This is a genomic window from Tsukamurella sp. 8F, assembly GCF_029167375.1.
Lineage (GTDB): Bacteria > Actinomycetota > Actinomycetes > Mycobacteriales > Mycobacteriaceae > Tsukamurella.
On sequence record NZ_JARFTP010000030.1, the window covers coordinates 24,093 to 49,002 of the forward strand.

Below are 24,910 nucleotides of genomic sequence, written 5' to 3' on the forward strand. Positions count from 1 at the left end.
CGTCAGCCGGTCTTGCGCTGCCCGGAGTCCTTCGCGGCTGTGCCCTTCTCGCCGGATTCCTTGTCGGTGCTCTTGGAGGCGCTACGGCTCTTCGAAGCGGTGCCGCTCTTCGAGACAGTGCGGCCCTTCGAGGCCGTCGCACGCTTCGACGGGGCACTGCTCTTCGATGCCCCATTACCGGCAGCCTTTCGGTTCTTGACCGAGGCCCGAAGTGCCGCAAGCAGATCGGCGACCTCGTCATCGCCATCCCCTGAATCCTCTTCCGTATCCTCGAATGCCGACCGGCCATCCGACTTCGCCTCGACCAGTTGCTTGAGCTGGATCTGGTAGTCGTCCTCGTACGCGTCGGGGTCGAAGTCGGTGGACATCGACTCGATGAGGGACGCCGCCATGGACAGCTCCTGCGGCCGGATCTTGACGTCCTCGGTGAGGGAGGGGAAGTCCGGGACGCGAATCTCGTCCGGCCAGAGCAACGTCTGTAGCACCATCACGTTGCCGACCACCCGCAGCGCACACAGTCGGGTGCGGTTGCGCAGGGTGAACGTGCAGATCGCGAGGCGGTCGGTCTCCTGGAGCGCCTGCCGCAGCAGCATGTAGGCCTTCGGGGACTTCGACGACGGCTCGAGGTAGTAGGGCCGGTCGAACTGGATGGGGTCGATGTCCTCGCTCGGCACGAACTCGGTCACCGCGATCTCGCGATGCCGCTCCACCGGCATCGACTTCAGATCCTCCTTCGTGAGTACGACCTGCTCACCTGACTCCGACTCGTACGCGTTGGCTATCTGCGCGAACTCCACCTCGTCGTCCGTGCCCTCGCGGACCCGCTTGTAGCGGATCCGCGTTCCGTCCTTCGCGTCCACCTGGTGCGACTTGGCGTCGTGGCTCTCGATCGCCGAGTACACCTTGACCGGCACGTTCACCAGCCCGAAGGACAGTTCTCCCGTCCATATCGCGCGCATGTGGCCATTGTGACGGCTGGGCGCAGATAATGCGAGGAGCGAGAGGAGATCCAGACCGTGCCTGGCCCAACAAGGGAGAACCGCGACGTCGACGGCGTCGTAGTGCCGCTGACCAACCTGGACAAGGTTCTCTACCCCGAGACCGGTACGACCAAGGGCGAGGTGATCGACTACTTCGAGGCCATCGCACCTCAGGCGCTCCCACACCTGCGCGGGCGGCCACTCACCCGCAAGCGCTGGCCGAACGGTGTCGATCGCGGCGACTTCTTCGAGAAGCGGCTCCCCACACACGCACCCGGCTGGATCCGACGAGGCTCGCAGTTCCACTCCGACGGTGAGTCCGTCTACCCGGTTGTCGACAATGTCGCGTCGATGGTGTGGCTCGGCCAGCAGGCGGCGCTGGAACTCCATGTGCCGCAATGGCGATTCACTCCCGACGGCGCACCCGGCGACGCCGACCGTCTGGTGCTCGACCTCGACCCAGGGCCCGGCGTCGAACTCGACGACTGCGCCCGGCTGGCTTTGCGGATCCGGGACCTGTTGGAGGGCATGGGACTGCCGTCGGTGCCGGTGACCTCGGGGTCCAAGGGGATCCACGTGTACGCCCCGCTGCGCGAAGGGGTCTCGTCGCGCGGAGCCCGGACGGTCGCACGCGCGATCGCCACGCAGCTCGAGGCCGAGACCCCCGAACTCGTCACGGCGACGATGGCGAAGAGCGAGCGGGCGAGCCGGATCCTCGTCGACTGGTCCCAGAACCACCCCGGCAAGACGACCATCGCGCCGTACTCGTTGCGCGGGCGCCCCCGACCGTACGTCGCGGCGCCGCGTTCGTGGGACGAGCTCGAGACCGGCGGCCTCACACAGCTGGACTTCCGCGCAGTCCTCGCACGCGCCTCCGAATCGGACCCGCTGGACGTGTTGCTCCCATCCGAGGGTGAGGTGGTCCGCCTCGACGAGTACCGCGCGAAGCGGTCCGCAGTCCGGACGCCGGAGCCGTTCGGCGGCGAGTCCACCGGCGGCGCTCCCATATTCGTCATCCAGGAACACCACGCGCGGCGCCTACACTACGACTTCCGTCTGGAGCACGACGGTGTGCTGGTCTCGTGGGCGGTGCCCAAGAACCTGCCCGAGGATCCGGGCCGGAACCACCTCGCCGTGCATACCGAGGACCACCCGATGGACTACGCAGGATTCGAGGGCACCATCCCGCGCGGCGAATACGGCGGCGGCGAAGTCACGATCTGGGACACCGGAACGTACGACCTCGAGAAATGGCGGCCCGACGAGGTCATCGTGACCCTGCACGGTGAGAAGCTCGCAGGTCGCCGGTACGCGCTGATCCGCACCGGCGAGAAGAACTGGCTGGCCCACCTGATGGCCGCACCGTCCTCGATGAGGCAACCTGAGTCCGGTCCCGCACCGTCACTCTCCGACCGCGAGGTACCCGCACCACTACTCTCCGACCGCGAGGTACCCGCACCTATGCTCCCCACGGAATCCGCCATCGGCGGCCTATCGGGGACCGACTGGGCGTTCGAGGGGAAATGGGACGGGTACAGGGTGATCGCGACGGTCACCGGCGGCGAGGTCTCCCTCCGGAGCAGATCGCGCCGGGTGTCCACGTCGGACTTCCCCGGCTTCGCCGCGCTCGCAGCGGCCCTCGGAACCGATGTGGTGCTGGACGGAGAGGCAGTGGTGCTCGACGAGGCCGGCGTCCCGGCGTTCCACCTCATGCGCACGGGATACCAGGCACGGTTCTACGTCTTCGACGTGCTGTCGGCGAGCGGCGTCGACCTCACCCGGCGGCCATGGGAGGTGCGCCGCGAGGTACTGGAATCGCTTGCGCCCCTGCTCGAATCCAGTGGCATCGCCGAGGTTCCGCCGCTCCTCGATGCTCCGGACGGCACCGCTGCCGTCGCCCGCAGCGACGAGTTCGGCTGGGAGGGCGTCGTCGCGAAACGCCGAAGCTCCGAATACCTGCCGGGTATCCGGTCACGGTCCTGGCTCAAGCACAAGCACTGGCGGGACCTGCAGGTGGTGATCGGCGGCTGGAAGCCCGGCCGCGGCAGCCGCGAGTCCCGCATCGGGTCCGTTCTCGTCGGTGCTCCCGCGCCGACCGGGCTGGTGTTCCTCGGAGCAGTCGGGTCGGGCTTCTCCGATCGGGACCTGGATGCGCTGGCCGGTGAGCTCGAACCGCTGCGGATGCGTATGTGCCCCTTCGTGGAACCGCCGTCCGGACCCGAGTTCCGCGACGTCGTCTGGGTGCTGCCGAGGGTGGTCGGCGACGTGCGCTACTCGTCCCTACGGGCCGGAGGCCACCTCCGCCAGCCCACGTGGCGCGGCTTCCGACGCGACCTGCTCCCCGGTGACGTACCCGATGCCGACGAACTGCCCTGGGAGGGTGAGGAATAGACACGCGGCAACGCCCGGCCGCGGTCGCGCATCATCCCGCGGACCCCTCTGCGCACCCACGCGACGCCGTGGACGCTCACGACGACACCGGGTTTCTGGTCACCAGGATCCGCGCGTAGCGCGGGATCACGCAGAGAACACACAGCGACTCGATGGCGACCATGACCAGTACCGGCCATATCGTCCACCATCGGACGACCCCACTGACGACAGCACCGATCGTCAGGCCCATACAAGCCTGGTCGAATCGACGGACGGCCCACGTGCAGTACAGGAGACGGGCCGAGGAGTGGGACTCCCGCCACTCGTCGATCGCACCAGCCTGCCACGGCATCGGCACGCCGTCAGGCGTTCGCATCCCTATCGCCAGGCCGATCGCGAAGGCCACCAGGCCGGCGAGTGCGACCGACCACGTCGCCCGCTCCGCCGCATCGGGTCGCACGAGCGTACGAAACGCCAGTGCCCCGAGGGCCGACAGGAAGGCGACGCGTCCGAACCCCACCGCGACAAGCGTGGCCACGTCGACGATGCGGTGCCGGAGTGCAACGCTCGGCGCGGACGAAGGGATCTCGTAGGCGCGGATCATGTCGTCCAGCTCACGGTACAAGGCAGGTGCGGTATCGAGCCCGGCGAGACGGCGGCTCAGCCTCCCCGCAAGGCCGACCGGCCGCACCCACACCGCGACTACGCGCATCCGCTCCGCGCGGTATCCGCGGTCGTGTGCGATGACCCGCCCCTCCAGTGCGACGATCGCGACCGCCTCCAGTCTCGCTTCGGGGATCGCATGTTCCAGGGCCTGCAGGCTGTTGAATGCGTAGAGGCCACACGTGCAGTCGAAGTCCGGCACGGCGTGATCGCGTTGGTACAGACACGCGGCCTCGCCCTGGAGATCGGGCCACCCACCGAGTTCGTCGACGACCGGTGACACCAGGAACGACGACGGTACCCGCCCCTCGACGGCGACCCACGCCTCGAACTGCGTCGCATCGATTTTGAACGCGCGCACCCCGTAGACCTCGGCACGTACCTTGCGGAACCCATCGCCGCTCAAGGGACCGGCACCTTCTCCGGAGTCGACGGTGGCACAGGGCCGGGCGCGGACGGCGCCGGCGGCGAGGGAGTCGGCCGGACCCTCCTGCCCGGCGGATCCGCCGGGGCGGGGGCCGCGGTGAAGCGCCGGCGGGGACGGCCGATGTCACTCATCTCGACCTCCCGATACGACACGTGATACCACCATGCTCGGGCATCTGGTTCCTCCAGACCTCGAAGGGATCGTAGGCGGAAGAGTAAGGCTCGAAAGCTCCTGGGGGAACAGTGGATTCACGCCGATACCGAGCTGGATCCAGACTCTCAGGGCCGTCACGGTCGAATTCTCAGCTCGGCGGCGACTCGCGGTCGGTGACAACGCCCGCGGTCGAAGCGCGGCGAAGTCGCGAAATCCCTGGTCCACGCCTCGGCAGACAGGAGTTCACTCAGATAGATAGCGCACGATCTATTCGTGTGCTATCTTATTGCCCATGGCATCCAGTGACGACCCACTCGCGCTCGAACGGCAGGTGTGCTTCGCGCTCGCGGTCGCGAACCGTGCGGTGTTGTCGGTCTACCGCCCCGTCCTGGCGCCGATGGGGCTCACGCACCCCCAGTACCTGGTCATGCTCGCGCTCTGGGGTTCCGCTCCGATGTCCGTCAAGGCGATAGGCGAGGCCCTCCAGTTGGACTCGGCCACGCTCAGTCCGCTATTGAAGCGGCTCGAGGCATCCGGGCTGATCGTTCGCGAGCGGGCTCAGGACGACGAGCGGCGGATGGACGTCGGCCTGACGCCGGCCGGCCTGGATCTCCGCGAGCGCGCACTGGACGTACCGCCCACCGTCGTGGCGCGGCTCGGCGCCTCACTCGAGGAACTCGAGGATCTGCACCGAGTCCTCACCGGCATAAACGCCAAGGCCATCGCGGCCGGCGCCCTCGACCCGAAAGGATGACCACCATGCCCGCTATGCGCGCACCCGGCCCGGCACACTACATAGCGTTCGTCTACGGCGCTTCGCTTCCCGAGCGGAATCGAGAATGGGTGCGGCACACGCTGACGTGCGATACCTGGGTAGCTCGGTTCGTCGTGCGCGGCCAGCTCGCCGTCGCGCCCGTATACGCGGCGCTCCTGGCGCTGCCGGGTCCGCTAGGCCTGCGCCTTGCGACGGTGCTCCTCGGAGCCCTCCTGGTCGGCTTCTACAACGTCGCATACATGCGACAGAACCGCGCTCAGCGGCTGCAGCAGAACGGACTCGATCGGGGCCTCGAGAATCCACGGGTGCTCGCCGATCGCGCGGCGATACGGCTCGCGTACGAGGCGGCGCACCCCCGCACCGAGTAGCCTCCGGGATATGGGCATCTCGATCCCCGGAGTCCGCGTGGGCCACTACACCGACGGCGAGGCGCGCACCGGATGCACCGTGGTCCTGTTCCCGGATGGGACTGTCGGTTCCGGCGAGATCCGCGGCGGCGCACCGGCCTCCCGCGAGTTCGACCTCCTCTCCCCGGAGCGCACTGTCGACCGGATCGATGCGGCCGTGCTGACCGGTGGGTCCGCCTTCGGTCTCGCCTGCGCCGACGGCGTGATGCAGCACCTGGAAGAGGCCGGGGTCGGGGTGCCGACGGTTGCGGGACCGGTTCCCATCGTCCCGACGCTGGCACTGTTCGACCTGATGGCCGGCGACCCCTCCGTTCGGCCGACGGCGGGGAACGGCTACGCAGCAGCGGCTGCTGCTTCCGAGAGCGCCGAGCTCGATGGCCTGATCGGCGCAGGAACCGGTGCCACCGTAGACAAATACCTGGGGACGGAGCGCATCCGACCCGGCGGTCTCGCCTACCGGGAGGCCCGCGCGGGCGACGTCGTAGTAGGCGCGCTGTGTGCGGTGAACGCGTTCGGTGGAATCGAGACCGGCGCCGGCACGGGTGCCCTCGCGGAAGACATCACGGCAGCGTTCCAGGAGGCGCCGTTCCCGGCGTCGCCACGGGAGAACACCACCATCGGGATCGTCATCACCAACGCGCGCCTGTCGAAGATCGACACTCTCGTCCTCGCGCAAGGCGCGCACGACGGCCTGGCCCGCGCGGTCACTCCGCCGCACACCCGCTATGACGGCGATGGATTCGTCTCCGCCGCAACTGGTCTCGTCGACGCCAAGGTGGATCTCGTACGCGCGTTGGCCGTCAGCGCTGTGGCCGATGCGATCCGCTCCCGAGCCTGATCACGAGGCAGACCAGCCGCTCCACCGCGTGACGGCGATCTCGACGACCGGTCCCTCTGGCGGGTTCTCTTGATATTGCGGGTATCTCGCGCGCAGCCGGTCCACCCACGCGGCCCGCGACTCACCCTCGACGGTGTGCGCCTCCCCGTCCGCCCGGGCCCACCACAGGTGGTTCCAGTCGTCCGTGTAGACGTCCACCAGGAGGCACACGTGCGGCTCCGCGGCGATATTCCTCAAACGCTGCAGACGGGCGGTACGTTTGGGCTTGTGATCTACGGCGAAGGCGACGCCGTCCCCATCGGCCGCGAACGTGATGGGAACGAGATGCGGTGCGCCACCGAGACTCACCGTCGCGAGTCGAGCGACGCGGGCACCGACGAACCGCGTACGCGCTTCCGCAGCCGTCAGTCTCACGGCACGACCCTACTCGAGATGCACGGCGGCCGCCGCGTGGATCGCATCCGCGAGGCGGGCGGTCGCGCGGGTGTGCAGTCTCCAGGACTGCCAGTAGAGCCGCACCGTGACATCGCGCTCCACCCGGATCAGGCGGCCGGCGTCCAGGTCCGCTCGGACGTCCACCGTAGGGAGATTGCCCCATCCGAGACCCGATCGCACAGCGTGGCGGAAGGCGTGGAATGTGGGGATGCGATGCTCCGGTGCGCCTGCTGCCCTGTGCCGCTGCAGGACCCGGTTCTGCAGCGAGTCCTTCTCATCGAGCTGCACCACCGGCATCTCGCGCCACGGCCAGCGGCCGCCGCGATGCCAGCGCTCGGCGAACCCCACTGAGCACACCGGCGTGTAGCGGATGGACCCCAGATATTCGGAGGAGCACCCCTGCACCGGTTCGGGGCTCGCCGTGACGGCGCCGAGTACCGCACCCGACCGAAGAAGGTCCGCGGTGCGGCTCTCGTCGTCGACATACAGCCGAAGACGTGGTCCGGCGCCCGCGACGGCGTCGATCACGTCCGGGAACCAGGTCGCGAGCGAGTCCGCGTTGACGCCTACGTCGAGCACCGAGGACGCCTCGTCACCTGCGAGCCGCCCCAGCGCGTCGGCCTCGAGGGCGGCCACGCCGCGTGCGAGCCCGAGCAGGACCGCGCCCTGCTCGGTCGGGCGGCAGGGGCTGCCGCGCGTCACGACGACGTGACCGACCTCCTGCTCCAGCGCACGGATCCGCTGGCTCACGGCCGACGGGGTCACCGCGAGCCTCCGCGCGGCCGCGTCGAACGTGCCGTGGTCGACCACCGCGGCGAGGGTCTGCAACCAGGGCCCGCTCAGCATGAAGTTCAGCTTACGGACATGTAGATACTTTCGTTTTTCTTCACCGCCTCGCACGCATAGCTTCGATGTCGTGCTGACCTCACTCGCCGCCGGCATCGCGCTCGGCCTCTCGCTCATCGTCGCAATCGGCGCGCAGAACACATACGTGCTGCAGCAAGGGATGTTGCGTCGGTACGTGCTGCCCGTCGTCGCCGTCTGCGTCGCATCCGATGTGGTGCTGATCGGCTGTGGCGTTGCGGGTCTCGGCGTCGTGGTCGCCGACAGGCCCACGCTGATCGCAGTGGCGAAGTGGGGCGGCGTCGCGGTCCTCGCCAGCTACGGGCTGCGGGCGGCCTGGTCGGCGGCGCGCAGCGGCGTTCTCGACACCGGATCGGCCCACGGGGCGGCGACCACGACAACGGCCGTCACCACCGCGCTAGCCCTGACGTGGCTCAACCCGCACGTGTATCTCGACACAGTGCTTCTGCTCGGCACGGCCGCGGCACGCTACGGCGACTACCGCTGGTGGTTCGGCGCGGGCGCCGCGGTCGGCAGCCTCGTCTGGTTCACCGCGCTCGGGTTCGGCGCCGGACGGATGTCGGGCCTGCTTCGTCGGCCCGGCACGTGGCGTGTGCTTAACACGGCCATCGCGGCGACGGTCCTCGCCCTGGCCGTCCGGCTGGCGACGATGCCACTCGTCACCTTCTAGAGTCGCCCCCGAATCGGACGTACCGGGTGATGCCGTCGGATTCCGTCGCCGGCGAATCACGTTCGGCCTCGCACCCGTTCGCGCGAATGAGAGGATCGATATGTCGACGATCGCGACGGCGATCATGCTGAACCGGAATGGAGACCCGTGCACGCACTGATCGGCGGGCGGTGCATCCGCTCAGGAGACGATGACCGACAAGCGTAAGCCACGTCTCGTCGTAGTCGGTGGGTTGCCTGGGGTCGGGAAGACCACACTCTGCCGAATGCTCGCAGCGCATCTGGGTGCCGCGTATCTGCGGATCGACACGGTCGAGCAGGCGATCCGCGAGAATGCGCCCGCCGCGGATCGCGCCATCGCCGAAGGGCTGGGATACACGGTCGCGCAACGTATTGCGGCCGATACGCTGGTCGCAGGCACGCCGGTCGTGGCCGACTGCGTGAATCCGATAGAGCAGAGCCGCAGGGCGTGGCGCGCGGTGGCCGAGGCAGTGTCGGCCACGATCGTCGACGTCGAGATCGTATGCTCCGACACGGGAGAGCACCGGGCCCGGGTCGAGTCGCGCATCGGTGATATACCGGGGCTCGAGCAGCCGACATGGGCGGATGTCCGCGAGCGCGAGTACCAGCCCTCGACCGGTGCCGTGCGCGTCGACACCGCGGGCCGCACACCGTCGGAGTCGTTGCGGGAGCTCCTCGCCGCGCTCGCGGCGTGACAGGCGGCGCGCGTACGGTGGGGCGCATGGCGAAGGTGACGATCATCGGTGGACACGGCAAGATCGCGCTGCTGCTCGCGGAGCTGCTGTCGGCGCGAGGCGATCGGGTGGCGAGCCTGATCCGCAATCCCGAACACGCGGCCGACGTCACCGCCGCGGGCGCGGCGCCCACGGTTCTCGACGTGGAGAACGCGAGCGAGCAGCAGATCGCGGACGCCATCGCAGGCAGCGACGCCGTCGTCTTCTCGGCCGGTGCGGGCGGCGGGTCCCCGGCCCGCACGTACGCCGTGGACCGGGACGCGGCGATCCGTTCGATACACGCAGCGCAGGCGGCGGGTGTGCAGCGGTACGTGATGGTGTCATATCTAGGCGCTGGACCGGATCACGGCGTGCCCGAGGACGACTCGTTCTTCCCGTATGCGGAGTCGAAGGCTGCCGCAGACACGGCGCTACGCGCGTCGACCCTGGATTGGACGATCCTCATGCCGGGCAGGCTGACGTCGGATCCGGCCTCGGGCAGGATCGACCCGGCGGCGATCCGCTCGGCGGACAACCCCGGCACGTCCCGCGCGAACGTCGCGCAGGTCGCCGCCGCAGTACTGCAGGACACGGGAACGGTCGGCAAGGACATCCCGTTCACCGACGGCGATGTGCCTATAGCCGACGCTCTGGCGTGAGCGGCGGACCGCCGAGCGGCCGGATCGAGATCGCGTTCACGCCGTCCGCACGCAGTTGGTTCCTGATCGTAGTGAATCTGGCGATCGGCGCGGCATTCGCGGCGTGGGGATCGGCGATCCTCGCAGCATCCCGTTCCGCGTTCGAGACGGCCTGCGGCATCGGCATCCTGCTACTCGGAGTGCTCATCGTCGCCGGTGCGGCGGGCGTCTTCGTACGCACCCTGAGGCACCGGCCGCTCGCCGCCGTCGATGCCGACGGTGTCACGTTCCTCCGCATCAAGGATCCGGAACTGCGCTTCTGGCGGTGGGACGAGATCGAGAAGATCAGTCCGGAGCCGATCTACGTCAGGGGCCGCATCGGTACGACGGCGCGATTCACCGTCCGGCGCGGACCACGCTGGGACGCGTTGGCCTCGGAGTGCCCCCGGTCGATCCGCGGGCTGACGGGATCGTGGGCGCACAACCAGACCAGCATCTCGTTCCTCGACGACACGGTCCGACCGACGTGGGACGACGTCAAGCCTCTGCTGGAACGCTTCTCGGGCACGCCCATCGGTCGCAGTTGACACCCCGCACACGACGAAGCCCGGTGCCGCACAGGCGGACACCGGGCTTCGCTGTCGGAGCGGGCGACTACAGAGCCTTCAGCTCCTCGATCACCGCGTCGACGGACTTCTTCGCGTCACCGAAGAGCATGGACGTGGTCGGCTGGAAGAACAGCGGGTTCTCGATGCCGGCGTAGCCCGAGCTCATGCCACGCTTGAGCACGATCGTCGACTTGGACTGGTCCACGTTGAGGATCGGCATACCGTGGATCGGCGACGAGGGATCGTTCCGCGCCGCCGGGTTGGTGACGTCGTTGGCGCCGATGACGAGAGTGACATCCGTGCGAGCGAACTCGTCGTTGATGTCGTCCATCTCCTTCATCGCGTCGTACTCGACGTCGGCCTCGGCGAGGAGGACGTTCATGTGGCCCGGCATGCGGCCCGCGACCGGGTGGATGGCGTACTTGACCGGGACGCCCTTCTCCTCGAGGATCGCCGCCATGTCCTTGACCGCGTGCTGCGCCTGGGCAACCGCGAGGCCGTAGCCCGGTACCACGATCACCTGGTTGGCGTAGGCCATCTGGATCGCGGCGTCGGAGGCGGAGGTCGCCTTGACCGTGCCCTGGTCGCCACCGGGACCCGCAGCAGCGCCACCACCGTCACCGCCGAACGCACCGAAGATGATGGCCGGGATGGACCGGTTCATGGCCTTGGCCATGAGGTTGGTCAGGATGGTGCCGGACGCGCCGACGATCATGCCCGCGACGATCATCGCCGTGTTGTTCAGCGCCAGGCCTGCGGCCGCCGCCGAGAGGCCGGTGAGGGCGTTGAGCAGCGAGATGACGACGGGCATGTCCGCGCCGCCGATCGGGAACACGACGAACAGGCCCATGATGCCCGCCGCGACGAGCAGCAGCACGATCCACAGCGCCGACGTCGGCTCGGAGTTCGAGGACGAGACGCCGATGTACACGGCCACCGCGATGCACACGATCGCCAGCACGATGTTGGCGAGCTGGAAGAGCTTGGCATTCTTGACGAACGCCTTCTCGACCTTCTTGTTCAGGATCTCCTGCAACTTCGCGAAGGCGACCAACGAGCCCCAGAACGACACCGAGCCGATCACGGCCGCGAACAGCGAGCCGATGATGATGTGCACATTGGGGGTGTCGTGGACCTGGGTGAAGCCGTCGGACTCGAGGAACTCGACCCACGCGATCAGCGCGACCGTGCCGCCGCCGACGCCGTTGAACATGGCGACCAGCTGCGGCATGGCCGTCATCTTGGTGCGGAGCGCGGGGGGAACGCCGAGCACGACGCCGAGCGCCAGGCCGACCACGATGAGGACCCAGTTGATGATCGGCACAGAGCCGCCGACGGAGTGCCACTGGTTCCAGACGGAGACCAGCGTCGCGATGACCGCGATGCCCATGCCGGTGGCGGCGATCCAGTTGCCGCGGACGGCGGTCTTCGGCCCGGTCAGGCCTGAAAGGCCGTAGATGAAAAGGGCGAAGGCCGCGATGTAGAGGACGTCGACCAGATTGTTCACTTGGCGCCATCCTTCTTGGACTTGAACATGCCGAGCATGCGGTCGGTGACGAGGAAGCCACCGATCACGTTCAGGGTTCCGAAGATCAGGGCGACGAACGCAATGGTCCGCACGCCCCAGCCGGCGTCGGCGGGGAGCTTGCCGAGGACGACGAGCGCGCCGAGCACGACGATGCCGTGAATGGCGTTGGTGCCCGACATCAGCGGCGTATGCAGTGTGTTGGGGACCTTGGAGATGACGGCGAAGCCGACGAACCCGGCGAGGACCAGGATCGCGATGGCGGCCAGCAGACCGGAGTACACGCTAGGCCTCCTCTCGGGTGACGCACGAGGCTGCGAGGATCTCGTCGGAGAAGTCCGGCGCGAAGGTCGTGTCGCCCGACTCCTCCTTGACGAGCATCAGCTCGAGCAGGTTCTGGATGTTCTTGGAGTACAGCTCCGAGGAGTGCTCGGGCATGTCTGCCGGCAGGTTCAGCGGCGACGTGATGGTCACGTCGTGCTTCACGACCGTCTGGCCGGGCTCGGTGAGCTCGCAGTTGCCGCCCGTCTCACCCGCGAGGTCGACGATGACCGAACCCGGCTTCATGCCCTCCACGGCGGCCGCCGTGACCAGCCGCGGCGCGGGACGGCCCGGGACGAGCGCCGTCGTGATGACGACGTCGAAGCCCTTGATCGCGTCCTCGAGCGCCTGCTGCTGCTGGGCCCGCTCGTCCTCGGTCAGCTCGCGGGCATACCCGCCCTCGCCGGCCGCGTCGATACCCAGGTCGAGCCACTGGCCGCCGACGGAGCGCACCTGCTCGGCGACCTCGGGCCGCACGTCGTAGCCGGTGGTCCGAGCACCCAGGCGCTTGGCGGTGGCGAGAGCCTGCAGGCCCGCGACACCGACGCCGAGGATCAGCGCCGTCGCAGGCTTCACAGTGCCCGCTGCGGTAGTCAGCATCGGGAAGAAGCGCGTCGACTTCTCCGCCGCCAGTAGCACGGCCTTGTAACCGGAGACGTTGGCCTGCGAGCTCAGCGCATCCATGGCCTGCGCGCGCGAGATGCGCGGGATCGCCTCCACCGCGAAGGACTGGACCCCGGCCGCCTTGAGCGCCCCGATCTGGTTGTCCTGGTTGCGCGGGTTGAGGAACCCGATCAGCGTCTGGCCCGACCGCAGGTGAGCGATCTCGGCGTCGGTCGGCGGCGCGACCTTCACCACTACGTCCGCCGCCCATGCGTCGCCGAGCGTCGCGCCCGCATCCGTGTACAGCGAATCGGGGATCAGCGCGCCGAGCCCGGCACCGGACTCGACAATCACCTCGACGCCCTTGGCCTTCAGCGCGGAGACGACCTTGGGGACCAACGCGACACGGCGTTCCCCCTCGGCGGTCTCGCGCACCACACCGACGTTCATGTGTCTTTCCTTCATCTGCGCCCACGACAGGCGGGCGACTACGACAGGTGCCGGCACAGCACGTCCCCACCGAGCAGCCCGACCGAGTTCGTCGGGTTCTCGGCCCCCACCGCCGGGATCACCGGGGCGCGTGACGACGACGTGCGCCGGCCGATCAGCGAAACAGTGGGAGCAACATAACACACAGAACTTACTAAGCAGTAAGTTAGCTTTGTCTCACTTGCCCACTCTCACGAGGGGCCGTCGGCGGCCATATAACGGTCGATCAACTGGGCGAATGAGTGCAGGTCAGCGGCGGTCCAGTCGCGCGTCCTACTCGCCACTCTGCTGCGCCAGCGCTCGTCGGCTGTGACGAGTATCGCACGGGCTTGATCGGTGAGAAGCAGCCGCCTGGACCGCGGGCGGTCCGGGTCCGGCTCGCGCCGTAGCAGCCCGCGGCGCTCGAGCCCGGCGAGTTGTCTGCTGGCCGTCGATTTGTCGATAGCCACGATCTCCGCAAGATCCACCGCCCGCAGGTCCGGGTTCTCGCCCAGTACGTAGAGGAGCGTGTAATCGACGTAGCCGATGTCTGGATGCAGGTCGCGCAGCTCGCTGCGCGTGCGCTTCGCTACGGCCACGATCGCGCGCAGGATCACGGCGATATCGTCGTCGCGCGAGCCGGACCCCGCACCGTCGGGCGCGGCGCCGCCCGCCGCGGCCTCAGTACCCACGCCCGGCGTCGATGGGAGCGAGCGGCTCACGGCCATTGGCCACACGCCGCACGTTGACCTCGATCCGCTCGAGCAGCGCGGGCCACATGAGCTGCGGCGGGTTGGCGACGTGCGGCGTGATGATCGCGTTGGGCAGGGCCCAGAGAGGGTGGCCGCCGGGCAGCGGCTCCGGGTCGACGACGTCGAGGCCTGCTCCCCCGATAGCCCCGCCGCGCAGGGCGTCGACAAGGGCGTCGGTGTCGACGAGCGTGCCCCGCGCGACGTTGACCACCCAGGAATGCCGCTTCAGCCGCGCCAGCTCGGGCGCTCCGACCAGGGCTTTCGTACCGGGAGTCGCGGGCGCTGCGAGGACGACGTGGTCGGCCTCGTCCCACACGCGGTCCACCTCGTCAGCGGTGCGGACCAGCGCGCCGGGGACGTCGCGCCCGGAGCGGTTCACCGCGATCACCTTCGCGTGCAGATCGAGCAGCGGACCGACGAGAGCCCGGCCGATACCGCCCGCACCGATGATCGCCACGGTCGACCCGGCGAGAGTTCCGGTGCGCGCGGCGACCTCGCGATCCCACGACGACGATCGCCGCCACAGTCCGCGCACGCCCATCAGCAGCAGCGTCAGCGCGTGCTCGGCGACGGCGTCCGCGTAGACCCCGGCGGCCGACGTGAACTGCACGCGCGGATTGCGGGCGAATATGCCCGCGGCGACCCACTTCTCGACACCGGCCGCAGGTAACTGCACCCACCGCACAGACTCCGGAAGCTCAGGGAAGTCGGCCGGACCACCCGTCCAGACGAGGGCACCGGCACGGCTCAGGGGGCCGGGGACCCCGCCCCCGGTGCGGACGGCGTGCTCCACGTCGGGAGTGGGATCGGGGCCGACGGCGACGACGAGATCGGTCTGCGGACCAGGCATGGGGCCACCCTAGCGAGCATCTCGGGCACCGACCGTCCGCGACGCCGCGAAAGAGTGCCTGTTCTGTGACCTGTGTGACTTGTGTTAATCACTGATGTTCAAGTTAAGATTGAGGCCGCTCCGGAAAGGGAGGGTCCGATGTCCACCCAGCACCTCGTCGACGATGCCGGTCGCGCTCTCGGCGGCGCGTACCGCCGCACCAAGGCCGTGATCCCGCAGCGCACGGCCGTCACCTCCGCGATCTACGCGGGAACGCTCGCGGCGGGCGTATGCGGTGTGGTCTACCTGTTCGGGCAGCACACCTCCGGCGAGGAGGTCTCCACCGTCAGCTCGATCGCGGTCGGGGACTGCGTCACGATGTCGGGCGGTCACCCGGTCAAGAGTGCGTGCGAGGGCAGCGCGATCACCTTCTCCGTCGCGGAGAAGTTCCCCGGGCGGACCGCCTGCACGCAGCCCGCGTACGCGCGCACCGAGGCCGACGGATCGTCGCTCTGCCTCGTCCCCGACCTCACCGTCGGGACCTGTTACGCAGTGGGCGGCACATCCGTCGCGACGACGGATATCAAACCCGTCACCTGCCCCACGCCCCTGTCGAACCGTTCCGGCACCGTCGTGCAGGTGACTCAGCGCGCGAGCGGCGGACCGCTCGACTGCGGCACCGCGACCGCGCTCAACTACACCCAGCCCAAGCGCGTCGGCTACTGCGTCCAGCCGCTGACCTGATATCCGAACTCGATCCTTCGGAGGCGCCGGGTCTGCGCCGTGCCCGTCAGGCGTCGAGGTCCTGTGCGACGAGGGCCGCGATCGCGTCCACAGTGGCCTGATCATCGGACTCGACTGTGACCTCGGCCCCCTGCTCCGCGCCGAGGGTCATGATCATGAGCGCCGAACCGGCGTCCACAGGCTCCTCGCCGGCGATGGACAGGGTGACCTCGTGACCGGATTCGTTGACCGCGCCCGCGATGATGCCGGCGGGGCGCGCATGCAGGCCGACCGCTGAGCCGACGACGACAGTGGTGCTGGGCATGATGTTCTCCTGGATTCGTATGAGAGGGGACTTTGCTTGCGAGCCTACGGGTCTCGCACGCGGGGACGAGTCGATCGTCAGGTGGGCGGGAGCGCGGTCCGGTACGTCAGACCGCGACCGGAGCGCGCTCGGGCTCCTGTGCGACGGCCTTGGGCTTAGCACCGAAGAAGGTCTTGGCGACCAGTACCGCCGCCGCACCGACGACCGTGCCGACCACCAGGGCTACGACGAAGCCGAGCGCGTTGTTCATCGCGAAGAAGACGAAGATGCCTCCGTGCGGGGCGCGGAGCCCCACGTCCAAGGCCATGATCATGGCGCCGGCAGAGGCGCCACCGAGCATCATGGAGGGGATCACCCGCAATGGATCGGCTGCGGCGAACGGGATCGCGCCCTCCGAGATGAAGCACAGGCCCAGCGGGATCGCCGCCACGCCGTTCTCGCGCTCCGCCTCGGTGAACAGGCGCTTACGCACGAAGGTCGCGACGCCCATCGCCAGCGGGGGCACCATGCCCGCGCACATGACGGCCGCCATGATGTGCAGCTCGGCCGTGCCACCTGTTCCCAGGCCCTGCACGGCGAACGCGTAGGCCGCCTTGTTGACCGGGCCGCCGAGGTCGAAGCACATCATCAGACCGAGGATCACGCCCAACACGATCTTCGAGCTGCCGTTCATGCCCGCCAGCTCGGACTGCAGCCACGAGGTGAGCGACGCAAGCGGGCGGCCGAGCAGCATGAACATCACAAGACCTACTGCGAGACTGGAGAGCAACGGGATGATGATCACCGGCATCAGGCCACGCATCCACGCGGGCAACGGGATTCGCGATACCGCGATGGCGGCGAATCCGGCGAGCACGCCGCCGACCAGGCCTCCGATGAAGCCCGCGCCCACAGCGACGGCGACGGCGCCGGCGGTGAATCCCGGTGCGAGACCTGGGCGATCGGCCATCGCGAACGCGATGTAGCCCGCGAGGACCGGCACCAGGAAGGAGAAGGCCAGCCCGCCGAGTGCGACCAGTACCGCACCGAGATAGGTGCCGAAGCCACCGTGCACCGCGACCGCCGCGTCCTGCACCGTATAGCTCGCGGTCGCCGGTAGGTGCGCCAGGCTGTCGTCCAGCGCGATCATGGTTCCGATGTTGTGGCTTCCCTTGTCGGGGGTGAGCCCCAACTGCCAGCCGCCGATGAGGAAGCCGAGTGCGATGAGCAGGCCGCCCGCCGCGACGAACGGAATCATATAGCTGACACCGGTGAGCAGGATCTGTCGAATCCGGGTGCCGATGCCGACCTCACCGCTCTTCGCGGCGCCGTCATAAGCGGCCGCCGAGCCCTGCACGCGCGGGGCGTCCGGGTCCGACGATGCCGCAACGGCTTCCGCGATCATCGTGTCGGGCTCGTTGATGGCGCGTTTGACGCCGGAGGCGACGACGGGCTTGCCCCCGAAGCGCTCGCGGCCCTTGACGCCCACATCGGTGGCGAAGATGACGGCATCCGCCTTCTCGATCACGCCCGAGTCCGCCGGAGTGGTGGCCGACGAGCCCTGGGTCTCGACGAACAGGTCTACGCCCGCCCGCTCGGCAGCGTACTTCAGCGCGTCCGCAGCCATGTATGTATGCGCGATCCCGGTCGGGCACGCCGTGACGGCGACGATCGAGTGCTTCTTCTCCTGTGCCGCTCCGGCATCCGCGGGCACATTCGCCGCGGCGGTCGCCGTCACTGCTGACGCCGCGGCCGTCTCGGTGGCGGGCTTGGGCTTCGGACCCAGCACTCCCTCTACGAGCGCCACGACCTCGTCCTCCGACGTCGCCTGGCGCAGCGACGCGACGAAGTCGGGGCGCACGAGCGCACGGGCCAGGCTGGACAGCAGCTTCATGTGCTGGCTGCCGCCCGACGCCGGCGCGGCGATGAGGAAGACGACGTCGGCGGGCCCGTCGGGGGCGCCGAAGTCCACCTTCTCGGACAGCCGCGCGAACCCGAGGCCGGCCGTGGTCACGGCCTCCGTGCGGCAGTGTGGGATCGCGATGCCGCCGGGAAGCCCGGTGGCGGACTGCTCCTCTCGCGCCAGCGCGGCCTCGATGAGGCCGTCGGCGGAGTCGGCGCGGCCGTCCGCGGCGATCCGGTGCGCGAGGTACGAGATGACCTCTTGCTTAGTGGTACCGGCCGCGACGTCGAGGGCGACCAGCGACGGAGCGATGATCGGAGTGTCGGACATGGGAGAGACCTTCGTTCTGGCGGGATTACGGGGCGGATTGGAGCGCGGTCAGGACGACGCCGTCGAGTTCGACCTGGTCAGGGCGGGGCACGGCGGTGCCGGGGAGGGACGTGGCGGCCGCGCCGTAGGCGACGGCGGAGCGGAGACATTCGCCGGGCCCGGCGCCGCGCCGGTGGGCGAGCAGGTAGCCGGCGAGCGAGCAGTCACCGGCGCCGACGGTGCTGCGCGGCACGATCTTCGGCGGCTTGGCGGCCCAGCCGCCGGCGCTCGTGACGAGCAGCGCACCGGCCGCTCCGAGCGTGGCGAGCACGTCTGCGCCCGACGATGCCTGTAGAGCAGTAGCGGCCACCAGTACGGGTCCGAGGTCGCCGGCTCCGGCAGACTTCTCAGCCTCGACCCCGTCGAAACCGGTGAGCTCACCGAGCTCCTCGGCGTTCGGTTTCAGCAGTGCCGCGCCGACGCCCGGTGTCGCGACCGCGGCTAGTGCGGGGCCGGACGTGTCGACCGCGACTCGAGTGCCGGACAGGCGCCGGACGAGGCGGGCGTACCAGTCTTCGTCGAGCCCCGGCGGCAGGGAGCCGCACAGCGCGACCCAGTCAGCACCCGAAGCGGCGGCGACGACGGCCTCGAAGAGGGCGTCTCGCTCATCCGAATCCAGGTACGCGCCGGGAACATTCAACTTGGTCGTGGTGCCGTCCGGCTCGGTGACGGTGACATTGGAGCGCACTGCGACCCCGATCGGGACCGGACGCGCCACGACGCCGAGCCGATCGAGACCGGTGACCACGGGGTCTGCGAGCGACGCGGGTAACACCGCCAGAGTGGGCACTCCCGCGGCGTGCACCGCCCTGGATACGTTGACGCCCTTGCCTCCCGGCTCTGCCGTCGCCTCGGTGGCGCGCAGCACCGCCCCGCGCTCCAGTGGCGTACCCAGCACGACCGTCCGGTCCAGGCTCGGGTTCGCGGTAACGGTGACGATCATCGGGCGATCACCACCTCGACACCGAAACCTTCGAGAGCGGAGGCTAGTTCGGTGTCGGGTGCGGCGTCGGTCACGATGGCGTCGATGCCGCCGAGCGCGCCGAAGGAGTAGAGACTCTCGCGCCCGAACTTGCTGGCGTCGGCCAGCACCACCACGAACTGGGCGGCGCGCATGAGGGCACTCTTGACAGATGCCTCGTCGGCGTCGGGGGTGGAGAGTCCGTGCCGGGCGGTGAGCCCGTTGGCCCCGATGAACGCGACGTCGGCGCGTAGGGCTGCGATTGCGGCCACCGTCGACGCTCCGACCGAGGCGTGCGTGAGTCCGCGGAGGCGACCACCTATGAGATGCAGGTCGACGCCGTCGCGCGACGCGAGCGTCGTGGCGATCGGGAGCGAGTTCGTGATGGCCGTAAGACGATCCGCGGGGCCGAGTGCGCGCGCCGCAGCCGCGGTCGTGGTGCCGGCGTCGAAGAGGACCGAGCCTCCCGTGCCGGGCAGGAAGCGCCGCGCCGCGGCGCCGATGGCCCGCTTCGCCCCGGCGTTGGTCTCCTCGCGCTCGCCCACGCCCGGCTCCACACCGGCGAGCAGCGCCGCCGCGACGACTCCGCCGTGCACACGCCGCACCGAGCCGGTGCGTTCGAGCGCAGCGAGATCACGCCGTACCGTCTCGGGCGTGACGTCGAAGCGCTCGGCGAGATCGGTGACCGACGCTCGCCCGTGGTCCCCGACGAGGGCGGCGATGGCCCGCTGCCGTTCTTCCGCGTACATCTGTGCTCCGTCTGTATGGGCTGTGCGGCCCGCGCTCCCGGCTGCCGCTCCGACGATCTCTTGTTGCTTTGGTTCTGTTTCAGCTTCTGTTTTTATTGTTTTACCCCCGGACATGTTGACAAGTCAAGGATTTCTCGTAATCTAGATCACATGAGCGGCATGTCAGCGTCTTCCGTCACCACAGTTCTCACCGGCTCACCGGTAGTCCCCGGGGTCGGCTACGCACCGGCCCTGCGCCCGGGCCGACGGCCTGCGCTCCCGCCGGAGGGCGCCGCGGACGTACCGCCCGCCCGCCGCGAGGAGGAGGCCGCCCGTCTAGGAGCGGCGACGACCGCAGTCGCCCAGCGCCTCCGCGATCGCGCGTCGCAGGCGACCGGCGCCGCGTCCGAGGTTCTGGCGGCGACCGCGGGCCTCGCATCCGACAAGGCGTGGCTTGCGGACGCGGACAAGCGCATCAGCGCGGGGCTGCCCGCCACCAATGCGATCACCGCGGCCACCGAGAAGTTCATCGCGATGTTCACGAAGCTCGGAGGACTCTACGCCGAACGCGTGACCGACCTGCAGGACGTGCGCGACCGCGTCCTTGCGGAGCTCGCCGGAACTCCGGAACCCGGTGTGCCACAACCAGACTCCCCCGCCGTCTTGCTCGCCGACGACCTCGCCCCCGCCGATACCGCCGGACTCGACCCGAAGCTGATCGTCGGGATCGCGACGCGACTGGGCGGTCCCACCAGCCACACGGCCATCATCGCGCGACAACTCGGCATTCCGTGCATCGTCGCGGTCCCCGGTCTCGGCGGTGTCGCCGCAGGCACTCCGGTCCTCATCGACGGAGCGGCCGGCACGATCACTGTGGAACCGGAACGCGAGGCGGCCGCCCGCCGCACCGAGGAGGCCGCACGCGACGCCGCCACGGTCGCCGGCTGGCACGGCCCGGGCAGAACCGCCGACGGGCACCCCGTCGCCGTCCTCGCGAACGTACAGGACGGGACGTCCGCCCAGGCCGCGGCTGAACGCCCGGTCGAGGGCGTCGGCCTGTTCCGCACTGAGCTGGCGTTCCTGGACCGCGCCGACGAACCGTCGTCTGCGGAACAGACGGAGATGTACCGCGCCGTCCTGGACGCGTTCGGAGGCCGGAAGGTGGTCATCCGCACGCTCGACGCGGGGTCGGACAAGCCGCTCGCATTCGTCGACCATCCCGACGAGGCGAACCCCGCGCTCGGCGTCCGCGGCGTGCGGATAGCCCGCGACGACGCCGGCATCCTCACGCGGCAGCTCGATGCGATCGCCGCTGCCGGGGACGCAGCAGGCGAGGCGGCGGGCTCCCCCTGGGTGATGGCACCGATGATCGCGACCGCGGGCGAGGCCCGCGAGTTCGCCGCACTGTGCCGCGAGCGCGAGCTGACGCCGGGCGTGATGATCGAGGTACCGGCGGCCGCACTACTCGCCGACGCGGTGTTCGCCGAGGTGGAATTCGTGTCGATCGGCACCAACGACCTGACCCAGTACGCGATGGCGGCGGACCGGATGAGTTCGCAGCTGGCCACGCTCACAGACCCCTGGCAGCCGGCGGTGTTGCGGCTCGTCGAGCTGGTAGGCGCCGCGGGAGCCCGGGCGGGCAAGCCCGTGGGAGTGTGCGGCGAGGCCGCGGCCGACCCGCTGCTTGCGTGCGTACTCGTGGGCCTGGGCGCCACGTCGCTGTCGTGTGCGCCGAATGCGGCAGCTGCGGTGGGCGCGCGCCTCGCCGGGGTCACGCTGGAGCAGTGCCGAGCCGCAGCAGCGGCGGCGCTCGAGACCGCCGATCCGCGTTCGGCCCGCGCCGCCGCCGAGGCCGCCGTAGCCTCCAGATAGCGCCGACGACGGGCGTCGGCGGGGAGGGCGTCATGATCGATCACTTCGGAATCAACTGCCGCGACTACCAGGCGGCGCAACGGTTCTACGACGCGGTACTGGCGCCGCTCGGTGGGAGCCGGCTGATGGACTTCGGCGTCGCGATCGGCTACGGCAGCGCAGACAAGCCCGAATTCTGGATCTCCGGCTCGCTGCCCGACGTCGATCAGCGCGAGATGCACGTGGCGTTCGCCGCCGCGGATCGCGCCGCGGTCGACGCGTTCTACTCCGCTGCGCTTGCGGCCGGCGCCGAATCGCTGCACGCACCGCGGATGTGGCCCGAATACCACCCCGGCTACTACGGCGCGTTCGTCCGCGATCCGGACGGGAACAACGTCGAGGCGGTGTACCACACGGCCCTCGATTCGTGAGGTGTTGGCAGAGAGTTCACCGAACCGGGAATGTATCGGACTGCGGTCCGGTTATGCTGAACCGAGTCTTTGAACCGTCAACATTTAAGGAGCACTCATGAGCACCGTCCTCGAGCCGTCCACCTGGACCATCGATCCCGTCCACTCGTCTGTCGACTTCTCCGTGCGCCACCTCATGGTGAGCAAGGTGCGCGGACAGTTCGGCACCTTCTCCGGCACCATCACGGTGGCGGCGGACGGTACTGCATCCGCCACCGCTGAGGTCGACGTGACCTCGGTCGACACTCGCAACGAGCAGCGCGACGCACATATCCGCACGGCCGACTTCTTCGACGCCGAGAACCACCCGAAGGCCACCTTCGTCTCGACCGCGGTCACCCCCAAGGGCTCCGACTACGTCCTCGCCGGCGAGTTGACGATCCGCGGCACCACCCGTCCCGTCGAGTTCGAGCTCGAGTACCTCGGCCGCAACCCCGGCATGGGTCAGGGCGAGGTCGTCGCATTCGAGGCCACCACGGTCATCACCCGCCAGGACTTCGGCATCACCATCGATATGCCGCTCGAGACCGGCGGCAAGGTCATCGGCGACAAGATCACGCTCACCCTCGAGATCGAGGCGCTCCGCCAGGCCTGATCCCGCGTTCCCAGAAGGGGCGGGCTCCCTCTACGGGAGCCCGCCCTTTCTCGTCCGGCCCTGTCGTCCCAGCCCACCTGCTGAAACCTGGCGAGCGTACGCAGCGCCTGGGCTCGCAGCGCCTCTGGGCCGGTGAGAGAGTGGCAGGGTGGATTCACTCGACGTGGTGACCGACGACGGCGTTGCGTTGCATGCGGCTGTGGCCGGCTCGGGCCCGGACGCGGTGGTGCTGTCGGGTGGCCCCGGATGCGTTCACTATCTGGCGAACGAAAGGCTTGCCCCGACTGGATTCCGCTGCTGGTTCCCCCATCCGCGGGGCGTGCGTCCGTCCCACGGAGGGTCGCACGATATGACCCGAGCGATCGCAGACCTGGAGGCCGTCCGGCAGGCGGCCGGTATCGATGAATGGATCGTGCTCGGGCACTCGTGGGGGTCGGATCTCGCAGTCCGCTATGCCCTCGACCATCCGCGGCGCGTGCGCGGAGTCGTCGGTATCGCGGGGCACGGTCTGCACAACGATCGAGGGTGGTCTGCGGCCTACGATGCCGGCCGGGCGAAGGAGCAGCCGGTTCGGATCGACTGGGTCCCTCCGGTGCATGCATCGCTGTCGAAGGACTTCAAGGAGTGGATCCACACACCGCAGCTCTGGCGTCGCGTCGCCGACTGCCGCGTACACATGACCTTCCTCGCCGCGGCCGACGACATCCGGCCCGACTGGCCGCTTCGTCAGCTCGCGGAGCTACTACCGAACGGCGCATTCGAGGTCGTCGACGGAGCCGATCACAACTTCTGGGCGACCGATCCGCGGCTGTGGCACGAGGTCTGCACCCGGGCCTGCCGGCGACTGGCGGAGCTACCCCGGCCGGGTCAGTAGTGGAAGGTGTCGGAGGGGGCCGGGGCATGTCCGGAGCCCTCGTCGTATTCGACAGCGGGAGAGATGTCGTACGCGCGGGCGAGGTCCAGGATCTTCGTCGCGCGCGCGATACGGGGCAGGTCCGAACCGTTGCGGATCTCGCCGCCGTCGCGCTCGAACTCGCCGAAGAACTCCTGTGCCCACGCGATCTCGTCGGGCGACGGGCTCAGTCCCTCGTTCACGGGTTGGCACTGGTCCGGCGTGAGGCACAGCTTGCCGGTCATGCCGAACTCGGCCGATACCGCCGTCGCCTCCGAGAGACGCAGCGCAGTGGAGCCGACGGTCGGACCGTCGATGGCACTGGGCAGGTGCGCGGCCTTCGCGGCGATGGTGAAGCGGGAGCGCGCGTAGGCGAGTGTCGCGGGGTTGTCGCCGAAGCCCGTGTCCCTCCGGAAGTCACCGATGCCGAAAGCGAGTCGGAACGTGCCCTTGGCCGCCGCGATCTCACTGATCCGCTCCAGGCCGCGCGCCGTCTCGACCAGCGCGACGATAGGGGTGCCCGGCAGCCGTTTGGCCGTCTCGACGACGTGGTCGACGGACTCGACCATCGCCAGCATGATTCCGCCGAGATGCTCCACGCCGTGTAGCGCGTCGAGGTCGTCTGCCCACCACTGCGTGCCGAAGCCGTTGACGCGGACCCAGCCGTCGTTGGACACGCTGTCGTCCCGTTCGGCGCTCAACCAACGCACCACGTTCTCGCGCGCGGTCGACTTGTCCTTAGGCGCGACGGCGTCCTCGATGTCGAGGACCACGATGTCGGCGCGAGATCGCGCGGCGGCGTCGAAGCGTTCCGGCTGGGCGCCGTTCACCAGCAGCCAGCTACGGGCGAGAACGGGATCGATGCGGAAACCGATGGGCTCCTCGGTCTCGATTGCGTTGGGGGGAGTCATCGTCGCTCCTGGGAAGAGGGTTCGCAGAACGGATCCAATCTACCGACAGGCATTCGGGGCCCGGCCGACGGTACGCCGGAGGGCCCCCGCGCCGGGGGGGGGGGGGGGGGCGGGGGGGGGGGGGGGGGGGGGGGGCGGGCC

General features: G+C 69.2%; 27 protein-coding genes. 13 read left to right on the forward strand and 14 right to left on the reverse strand.

Features of this window, described 5'->3' with window-relative positions; all coding sequences use genetic code 11:
- Positions 1 to 2: 2 nt before the first annotated feature.
- Positions 3 to 959 carry a Ku protein gene (locus P0W64_RS18330; protein WP_275481608.1) on the reverse strand — a complete coding sequence of 319 codons (957 nt, stop codon included), beginning with the start codon at positions 957 to 959 and terminating at the stop codon, positions 3 to 5.
- 57 nt (positions 960 to 1,016) lie between these two features.
- On the opposite strand from P0W64_RS18330, the gene P0W64_RS18335 reads away from it, so the two are divergent.
- Positions 1,017 to 3,371 (forward strand): ATP-dependent DNA ligase, encoded by a 2,355-nt coding sequence (locus P0W64_RS18335; protein ID WP_275481609.1) that lies wholly within the window; start codon positions 1,017 to 1,019, stop codon positions 3,369 to 3,371.
- 76 nt (positions 3,372 to 3,447) lie between these two features.
- Here P0W64_RS18335 and P0W64_RS18340 read toward each other — a convergent pair whose 3' ends face one another.
- Entirely contained in the window at positions 3,448 to 4,422 is a 975-nt protein-coding gene (locus P0W64_RS18340) for a hypothetical protein (RefSeq protein WP_275481610.1), read from the reverse strand.
- Positions 4,423 to 4,888: 466 nt separating this feature from the next.
- Here P0W64_RS18340 and P0W64_RS18345 point away from each other — a divergent pair, with 466 nt between their 5' ends.
- From P0W64_RS18345 to P0W64_RS18355, 3 genes are read left to right on the forward strand one after another with little or no spacing between them, the layout of a single operon-like run.
- Complete coding sequence (locus P0W64_RS18345) at positions 4,889 to 5,350, forward strand: MarR family transcriptional regulator (RefSeq protein WP_275481611.1); 462 nt, start codon at positions 4,889 to 4,891, stop codon at positions 5,348 to 5,350.
- A 5-nt stretch (positions 5,351 to 5,355) separates the two neighbouring features.
- Positions 5,356 to 5,739, forward strand: coding sequence for a DUF5313 family protein (locus tag P0W64_RS18350; RefSeq protein ID WP_275481612.1), 384 nt, complete (start codon positions 5,356 to 5,358; stop codon positions 5,737 to 5,739).
- A 10-nt stretch (positions 5,740 to 5,749) separates the two neighbouring features.
- Positions 5,750 to 6,616: a P1 family peptidase gene (locus P0W64_RS18355; protein WP_275481613.1), complete on the forward strand. Its 867-nt coding sequence runs from the start codon at positions 5,750 to 5,752 to the stop codon at positions 6,614 to 6,616.
- Here P0W64_RS18355 and P0W64_RS18360 read toward each other — a convergent pair whose 3' ends face one another.
- Together P0W64_RS18360 and P0W64_RS18365 are read right to left on the reverse strand one after the other, a co-directional pair.
- Positions 6,617 to 7,030: a TIGR03668 family PPOX class F420-dependent oxidoreductase gene (locus P0W64_RS18360; protein ID WP_275481614.1), complete on the reverse strand. Its 414-nt coding sequence runs from the start codon at positions 7,028 to 7,030 to the stop codon at positions 6,617 to 6,619.
- A 9-nt stretch (positions 7,031 to 7,039) separates the two neighbouring features.
- Positions 7,040 to 7,897, reverse strand: a complete 858-nt coding sequence (locus P0W64_RS18365) for an ArgP/LysG family DNA-binding transcriptional regulator (RefSeq protein WP_275481615.1) — start codon at positions 7,895 to 7,897, stop codon at positions 7,040 to 7,042.
- 70 nt (positions 7,898 to 7,967) lie between these two features.
- Between P0W64_RS18365 and P0W64_RS18370 the strand changes: the two genes are divergently transcribed.
- The 4 genes from P0W64_RS18370 to P0W64_RS18385 all read left to right on the forward strand — a co-directional run bounded on the left by P0W64_RS18370 (position 7,968) and on the right by P0W64_RS18385 (position 10,543).
- Positions 7,968 to 8,585: a LysE family transporter gene (locus P0W64_RS18370; RefSeq protein ID WP_275481616.1), complete on the forward strand. Its 618-nt coding sequence runs from the start codon at positions 7,968 to 7,970 to the stop codon at positions 8,583 to 8,585.
- A 190-nt stretch (positions 8,586 to 8,775) separates the two neighbouring features.
- Complete coding sequence (locus P0W64_RS18375; protein ID WP_275481617.1) at positions 8,776 to 9,300, forward strand: AAA family ATPase; 525 nt, start codon at positions 8,776 to 8,778, stop codon at positions 9,298 to 9,300.
- A 26-nt stretch (positions 9,301 to 9,326) separates the two neighbouring features.
- On the forward strand, positions 9,327 to 9,977 hold the full coding sequence (locus P0W64_RS18380; protein WP_275481618.1) for an NAD(P)H-binding protein: 651 nt from the start codon (positions 9,327 to 9,329) through the stop codon (positions 9,975 to 9,977).
- Positions 9,974 to 10,543, forward strand: coding sequence for a hypothetical protein (locus P0W64_RS18385; RefSeq protein ID WP_275481619.1), 570 nt, complete (start codon positions 9,974 to 9,976; stop codon positions 10,541 to 10,543). Before P0W64_RS18380 ends, P0W64_RS18385 begins: the two co-directional genes overlap by 4 nt.
- A 67-nt stretch (positions 10,544 to 10,610) precedes the next feature.
- On the opposite strand, the gene P0W64_RS18390 is transcribed toward P0W64_RS18385, so the two are convergent.
- The 5 genes from P0W64_RS18390 to P0W64_RS18410 form a co-directional block, all read right to left on the reverse strand.
- Positions 10,611 to 12,071: an NAD(P)(+) transhydrogenase (Re/Si-specific) subunit beta gene (locus P0W64_RS18390; RefSeq protein ID WP_275481620.1), complete on the reverse strand. Its 1,461-nt coding sequence runs from the start codon at positions 12,069 to 12,071 to the stop codon at positions 10,611 to 10,613.
- Entirely contained in the window at positions 12,068 to 12,373 is a 306-nt protein-coding gene (locus tag P0W64_RS18395) for an NAD(P) transhydrogenase subunit alpha (RefSeq protein WP_275481621.1), read from the reverse strand. Before P0W64_RS18395 ends, P0W64_RS18390 begins: the two co-directional genes overlap by 4 nt.
- 1 nt (position 12,374) lies before the next feature.
- Positions 12,375 to 13,463, reverse strand: coding sequence for a Re/Si-specific NAD(P)(+) transhydrogenase subunit alpha (locus P0W64_RS18400; RefSeq protein WP_275481622.1), 1,089 nt, complete (start codon positions 13,461 to 13,463; stop codon positions 12,375 to 12,377).
- A 230-nt stretch (positions 13,464 to 13,693) separates the two neighbouring features.
- Positions 13,694 to 14,173 carry a MarR family transcriptional regulator gene (locus P0W64_RS18405; RefSeq protein WP_275481623.1) on the reverse strand — a complete coding sequence of 160 codons (480 nt, stop codon included), beginning with the start codon at positions 14,171 to 14,173 and terminating at the stop codon, positions 13,694 to 13,696.
- Entirely contained in the window at positions 14,163 to 15,083 is a 921-nt protein-coding gene (locus P0W64_RS18410) for a D-isomer specific 2-hydroxyacid dehydrogenase family protein (RefSeq protein WP_275481624.1), read from the reverse strand. Before P0W64_RS18410 ends, P0W64_RS18405 begins: the two co-directional genes overlap by 11 nt.
- Positions 15,084 to 15,221: 138 nt before the next feature.
- Here P0W64_RS18410 and P0W64_RS18415 point away from each other — a divergent pair, with 138 nt between their 5' ends.
- Positions 15,222 to 15,806, forward strand: coding sequence for a hypothetical protein (locus tag P0W64_RS18415; RefSeq protein WP_275481625.1), 585 nt, complete (start codon positions 15,222 to 15,224; stop codon positions 15,804 to 15,806).
- 46 nt (positions 15,807 to 15,852) lie between these two features.
- On the opposite strand, the gene P0W64_RS18420 is transcribed toward P0W64_RS18415, so the two are convergent.
- From P0W64_RS18420 to P0W64_RS18435, 4 genes are all read right to left on the reverse strand, one after another.
- Positions 15,853 to 16,110 (reverse strand): HPr family phosphocarrier protein, encoded by a 258-nt coding sequence (locus P0W64_RS18420; protein ID WP_275481626.1) that lies wholly within the window; start codon positions 16,108 to 16,110, stop codon positions 15,853 to 15,855.
- Positions 16,111 to 16,216: 106 nt separating this feature from the next.
- Positions 16,217 to 18,322: a fructose-specific PTS transporter subunit EIIC gene (locus P0W64_RS18425; RefSeq protein WP_275481627.1), complete on the reverse strand. Its 2,106-nt coding sequence runs from the start codon at positions 18,320 to 18,322 to the stop codon at positions 16,217 to 16,219.
- A 25-nt stretch (positions 18,323 to 18,347) separates the two neighbouring features.
- Positions 18,348 to 19,304, reverse strand: coding sequence for a 1-phosphofructokinase family hexose kinase (locus P0W64_RS18430; RefSeq protein ID WP_275481628.1), 957 nt, complete (start codon positions 19,302 to 19,304; stop codon positions 18,348 to 18,350).
- Positions 19,301 to 20,071 (reverse strand): DeoR/GlpR family DNA-binding transcription regulator, encoded by a 771-nt coding sequence (locus P0W64_RS18435; protein WP_275481629.1) that lies wholly within the window; start codon positions 20,069 to 20,071, stop codon positions 19,301 to 19,303. The genes P0W64_RS18430 and P0W64_RS18435 overlap by 4 nt, the downstream gene beginning before the upstream one ends.
- A gap of 150 nt (positions 20,072 to 20,221) precedes the next feature.
- Here P0W64_RS18435 and P0W64_RS18440 point away from each other — a divergent pair, with 150 nt between their 5' ends.
- The 4 genes from P0W64_RS18440 (at position 20,222) to P0W64_RS18455 (ending at position 23,840) form a co-directional block, all read left to right on the forward strand.
- Positions 20,222 to 21,922 carry a putative PEP-binding protein gene (locus P0W64_RS18440; protein ID WP_275481630.1) on the forward strand — a complete coding sequence of 567 codons (1,701 nt, stop codon included), beginning with the start codon at positions 20,222 to 20,224 and terminating at the stop codon, positions 21,920 to 21,922.
- Between the two features lie 32 nt (positions 21,923 to 21,954).
- Positions 21,955 to 22,332, forward strand: coding sequence for a VOC family protein (locus tag P0W64_RS18445; protein WP_275481631.1), 378 nt, complete (start codon positions 21,955 to 21,957; stop codon positions 22,330 to 22,332).
- Positions 22,333 to 22,429: 97 nt separating this feature from the next.
- Positions 22,430 to 22,966 carry a YceI family protein gene (locus P0W64_RS18450; protein WP_275481632.1) on the forward strand — a complete coding sequence of 179 codons (537 nt, stop codon included), beginning with the start codon at positions 22,430 to 22,432 and terminating at the stop codon, positions 22,964 to 22,966.
- A gap of 226 nt (positions 22,967 to 23,192) precedes the next feature.
- Positions 23,193 to 23,840 carry an alpha/beta hydrolase gene (locus P0W64_RS18455; protein ID WP_275481635.1) on the forward strand — a complete coding sequence of 216 codons (648 nt, stop codon included), beginning with the start codon at positions 23,193 to 23,195 and terminating at the stop codon, positions 23,838 to 23,840.
- Here P0W64_RS18455 and P0W64_RS18460 read toward each other — a convergent pair.
- Positions 23,834 to 24,769, reverse strand: a complete 936-nt coding sequence (locus tag P0W64_RS18460) for a CoA ester lyase (RefSeq protein ID WP_275481633.1) — start codon at positions 24,767 to 24,769, stop codon at positions 23,834 to 23,836. The genes P0W64_RS18455 and P0W64_RS18460 overlap by 7 nt on opposite strands.
- Between the last annotated feature and the right edge of the window lie 141 nt (positions 24,770 to 24,910).

Coding starts and splice junctions, on each gene's coding strand:
- P0W64_RS18365 (WP_275481615.1), bottom strand. CDS start 7,897: ATGCTGAGCGGGCCCTGGTTGCAGACCCTCGCCGCGGTGGTCGACCAC.
- P0W64_RS18380 (WP_275481618.1), top strand. CDS start 9,327: ATGGCGAAGGTGACGATCATCGGTGGACACGGCAAGATCGCGCTGCTG.
- P0W64_RS18435 (WP_275481629.1), bottom strand. CDS start 20,071: ATGTACGCGGAAGAACGGCAGCGGGCCATCGCCGCCCTCGTCGGGGAC.
- P0W64_RS18330 (WP_275481608.1), bottom strand. CDS start 959: ATGCGCGCGATATGGACGGGAGAACTGTCCTTCGGGCTGGTGAACGTG.
- P0W64_RS18400 (WP_275481622.1), bottom strand. CDS start 13,463: ATGAACGTCGGTGTGGTGCGCGAGACCGCCGAGGGGGAACGCCGTGTC.
- P0W64_RS18375 (WP_275481617.1), top strand. CDS start 8,776: ATGACCGACAAGCGTAAGCCACGTCTCGTCGTAGTCGGTGGGTTGCCT.
- P0W64_RS18425 (WP_275481627.1), bottom strand. CDS start 18,322: ATGTCCGACACTCCGATCATCGCTCCGTCGCTGGTCGCCCTCGACGTC.
- P0W64_RS18420 (WP_275481626.1), bottom strand. CDS start 16,110: ATGCCCAGCACCACTGTCGTCGTCGGCTCAGCGGTCGGCCTGCATGCG.
- P0W64_RS18430 (WP_275481628.1), bottom strand. CDS start 19,304: ATGATCGTCACCGTTACCGCGAACCCGAGCCTGGACCGGACGGTCGTG.
- P0W64_RS18445 (WP_275481631.1), top strand. CDS start 21,955: ATGATCGATCACTTCGGAATCAACTGCCGCGACTACCAGGCGGCGCAA.
- P0W64_RS18460 (WP_275481633.1), bottom strand. CDS start 24,769: ATGACTCCCCCCAACGCAATCGAGACCGAGGAGCCCATCGGTTTCCGC.
- P0W64_RS18345 (WP_275481611.1), top strand. CDS start 4,889: ATGGCATCCAGTGACGACCCACTCGCGCTCGAACGGCAGGTGTGCTTC.
- P0W64_RS18415 (WP_275481625.1), top strand. CDS start 15,222: ATGTCCACCCAGCACCTCGTCGACGATGCCGGTCGCGCTCTCGGCGGC.
- P0W64_RS18450 (WP_275481632.1), top strand. CDS start 22,430: ATGAGCACCGTCCTCGAGCCGTCCACCTGGACCATCGATCCCGTCCAC.
- P0W64_RS18440 (WP_275481630.1), top strand. CDS start 20,222: ATGAGCGGCATGTCAGCGTCTTCCGTCACCACAGTTCTCACCGGCTCA.
- P0W64_RS18410 (WP_275481624.1), bottom strand. CDS start 15,083: ATGCCTGGTCCGCAGACCGATCTCGTCGTCGCCGTCGGCCCCGATCCC.
- P0W64_RS18350 (WP_275481612.1), top strand. CDS start 5,356: ATGCCCGCTATGCGCGCACCCGGCCCGGCACACTACATAGCGTTCGTC.
- P0W64_RS18355 (WP_275481613.1), top strand. CDS start 5,750: ATGGGCATCTCGATCCCCGGAGTCCGCGTGGGCCACTACACCGACGGC.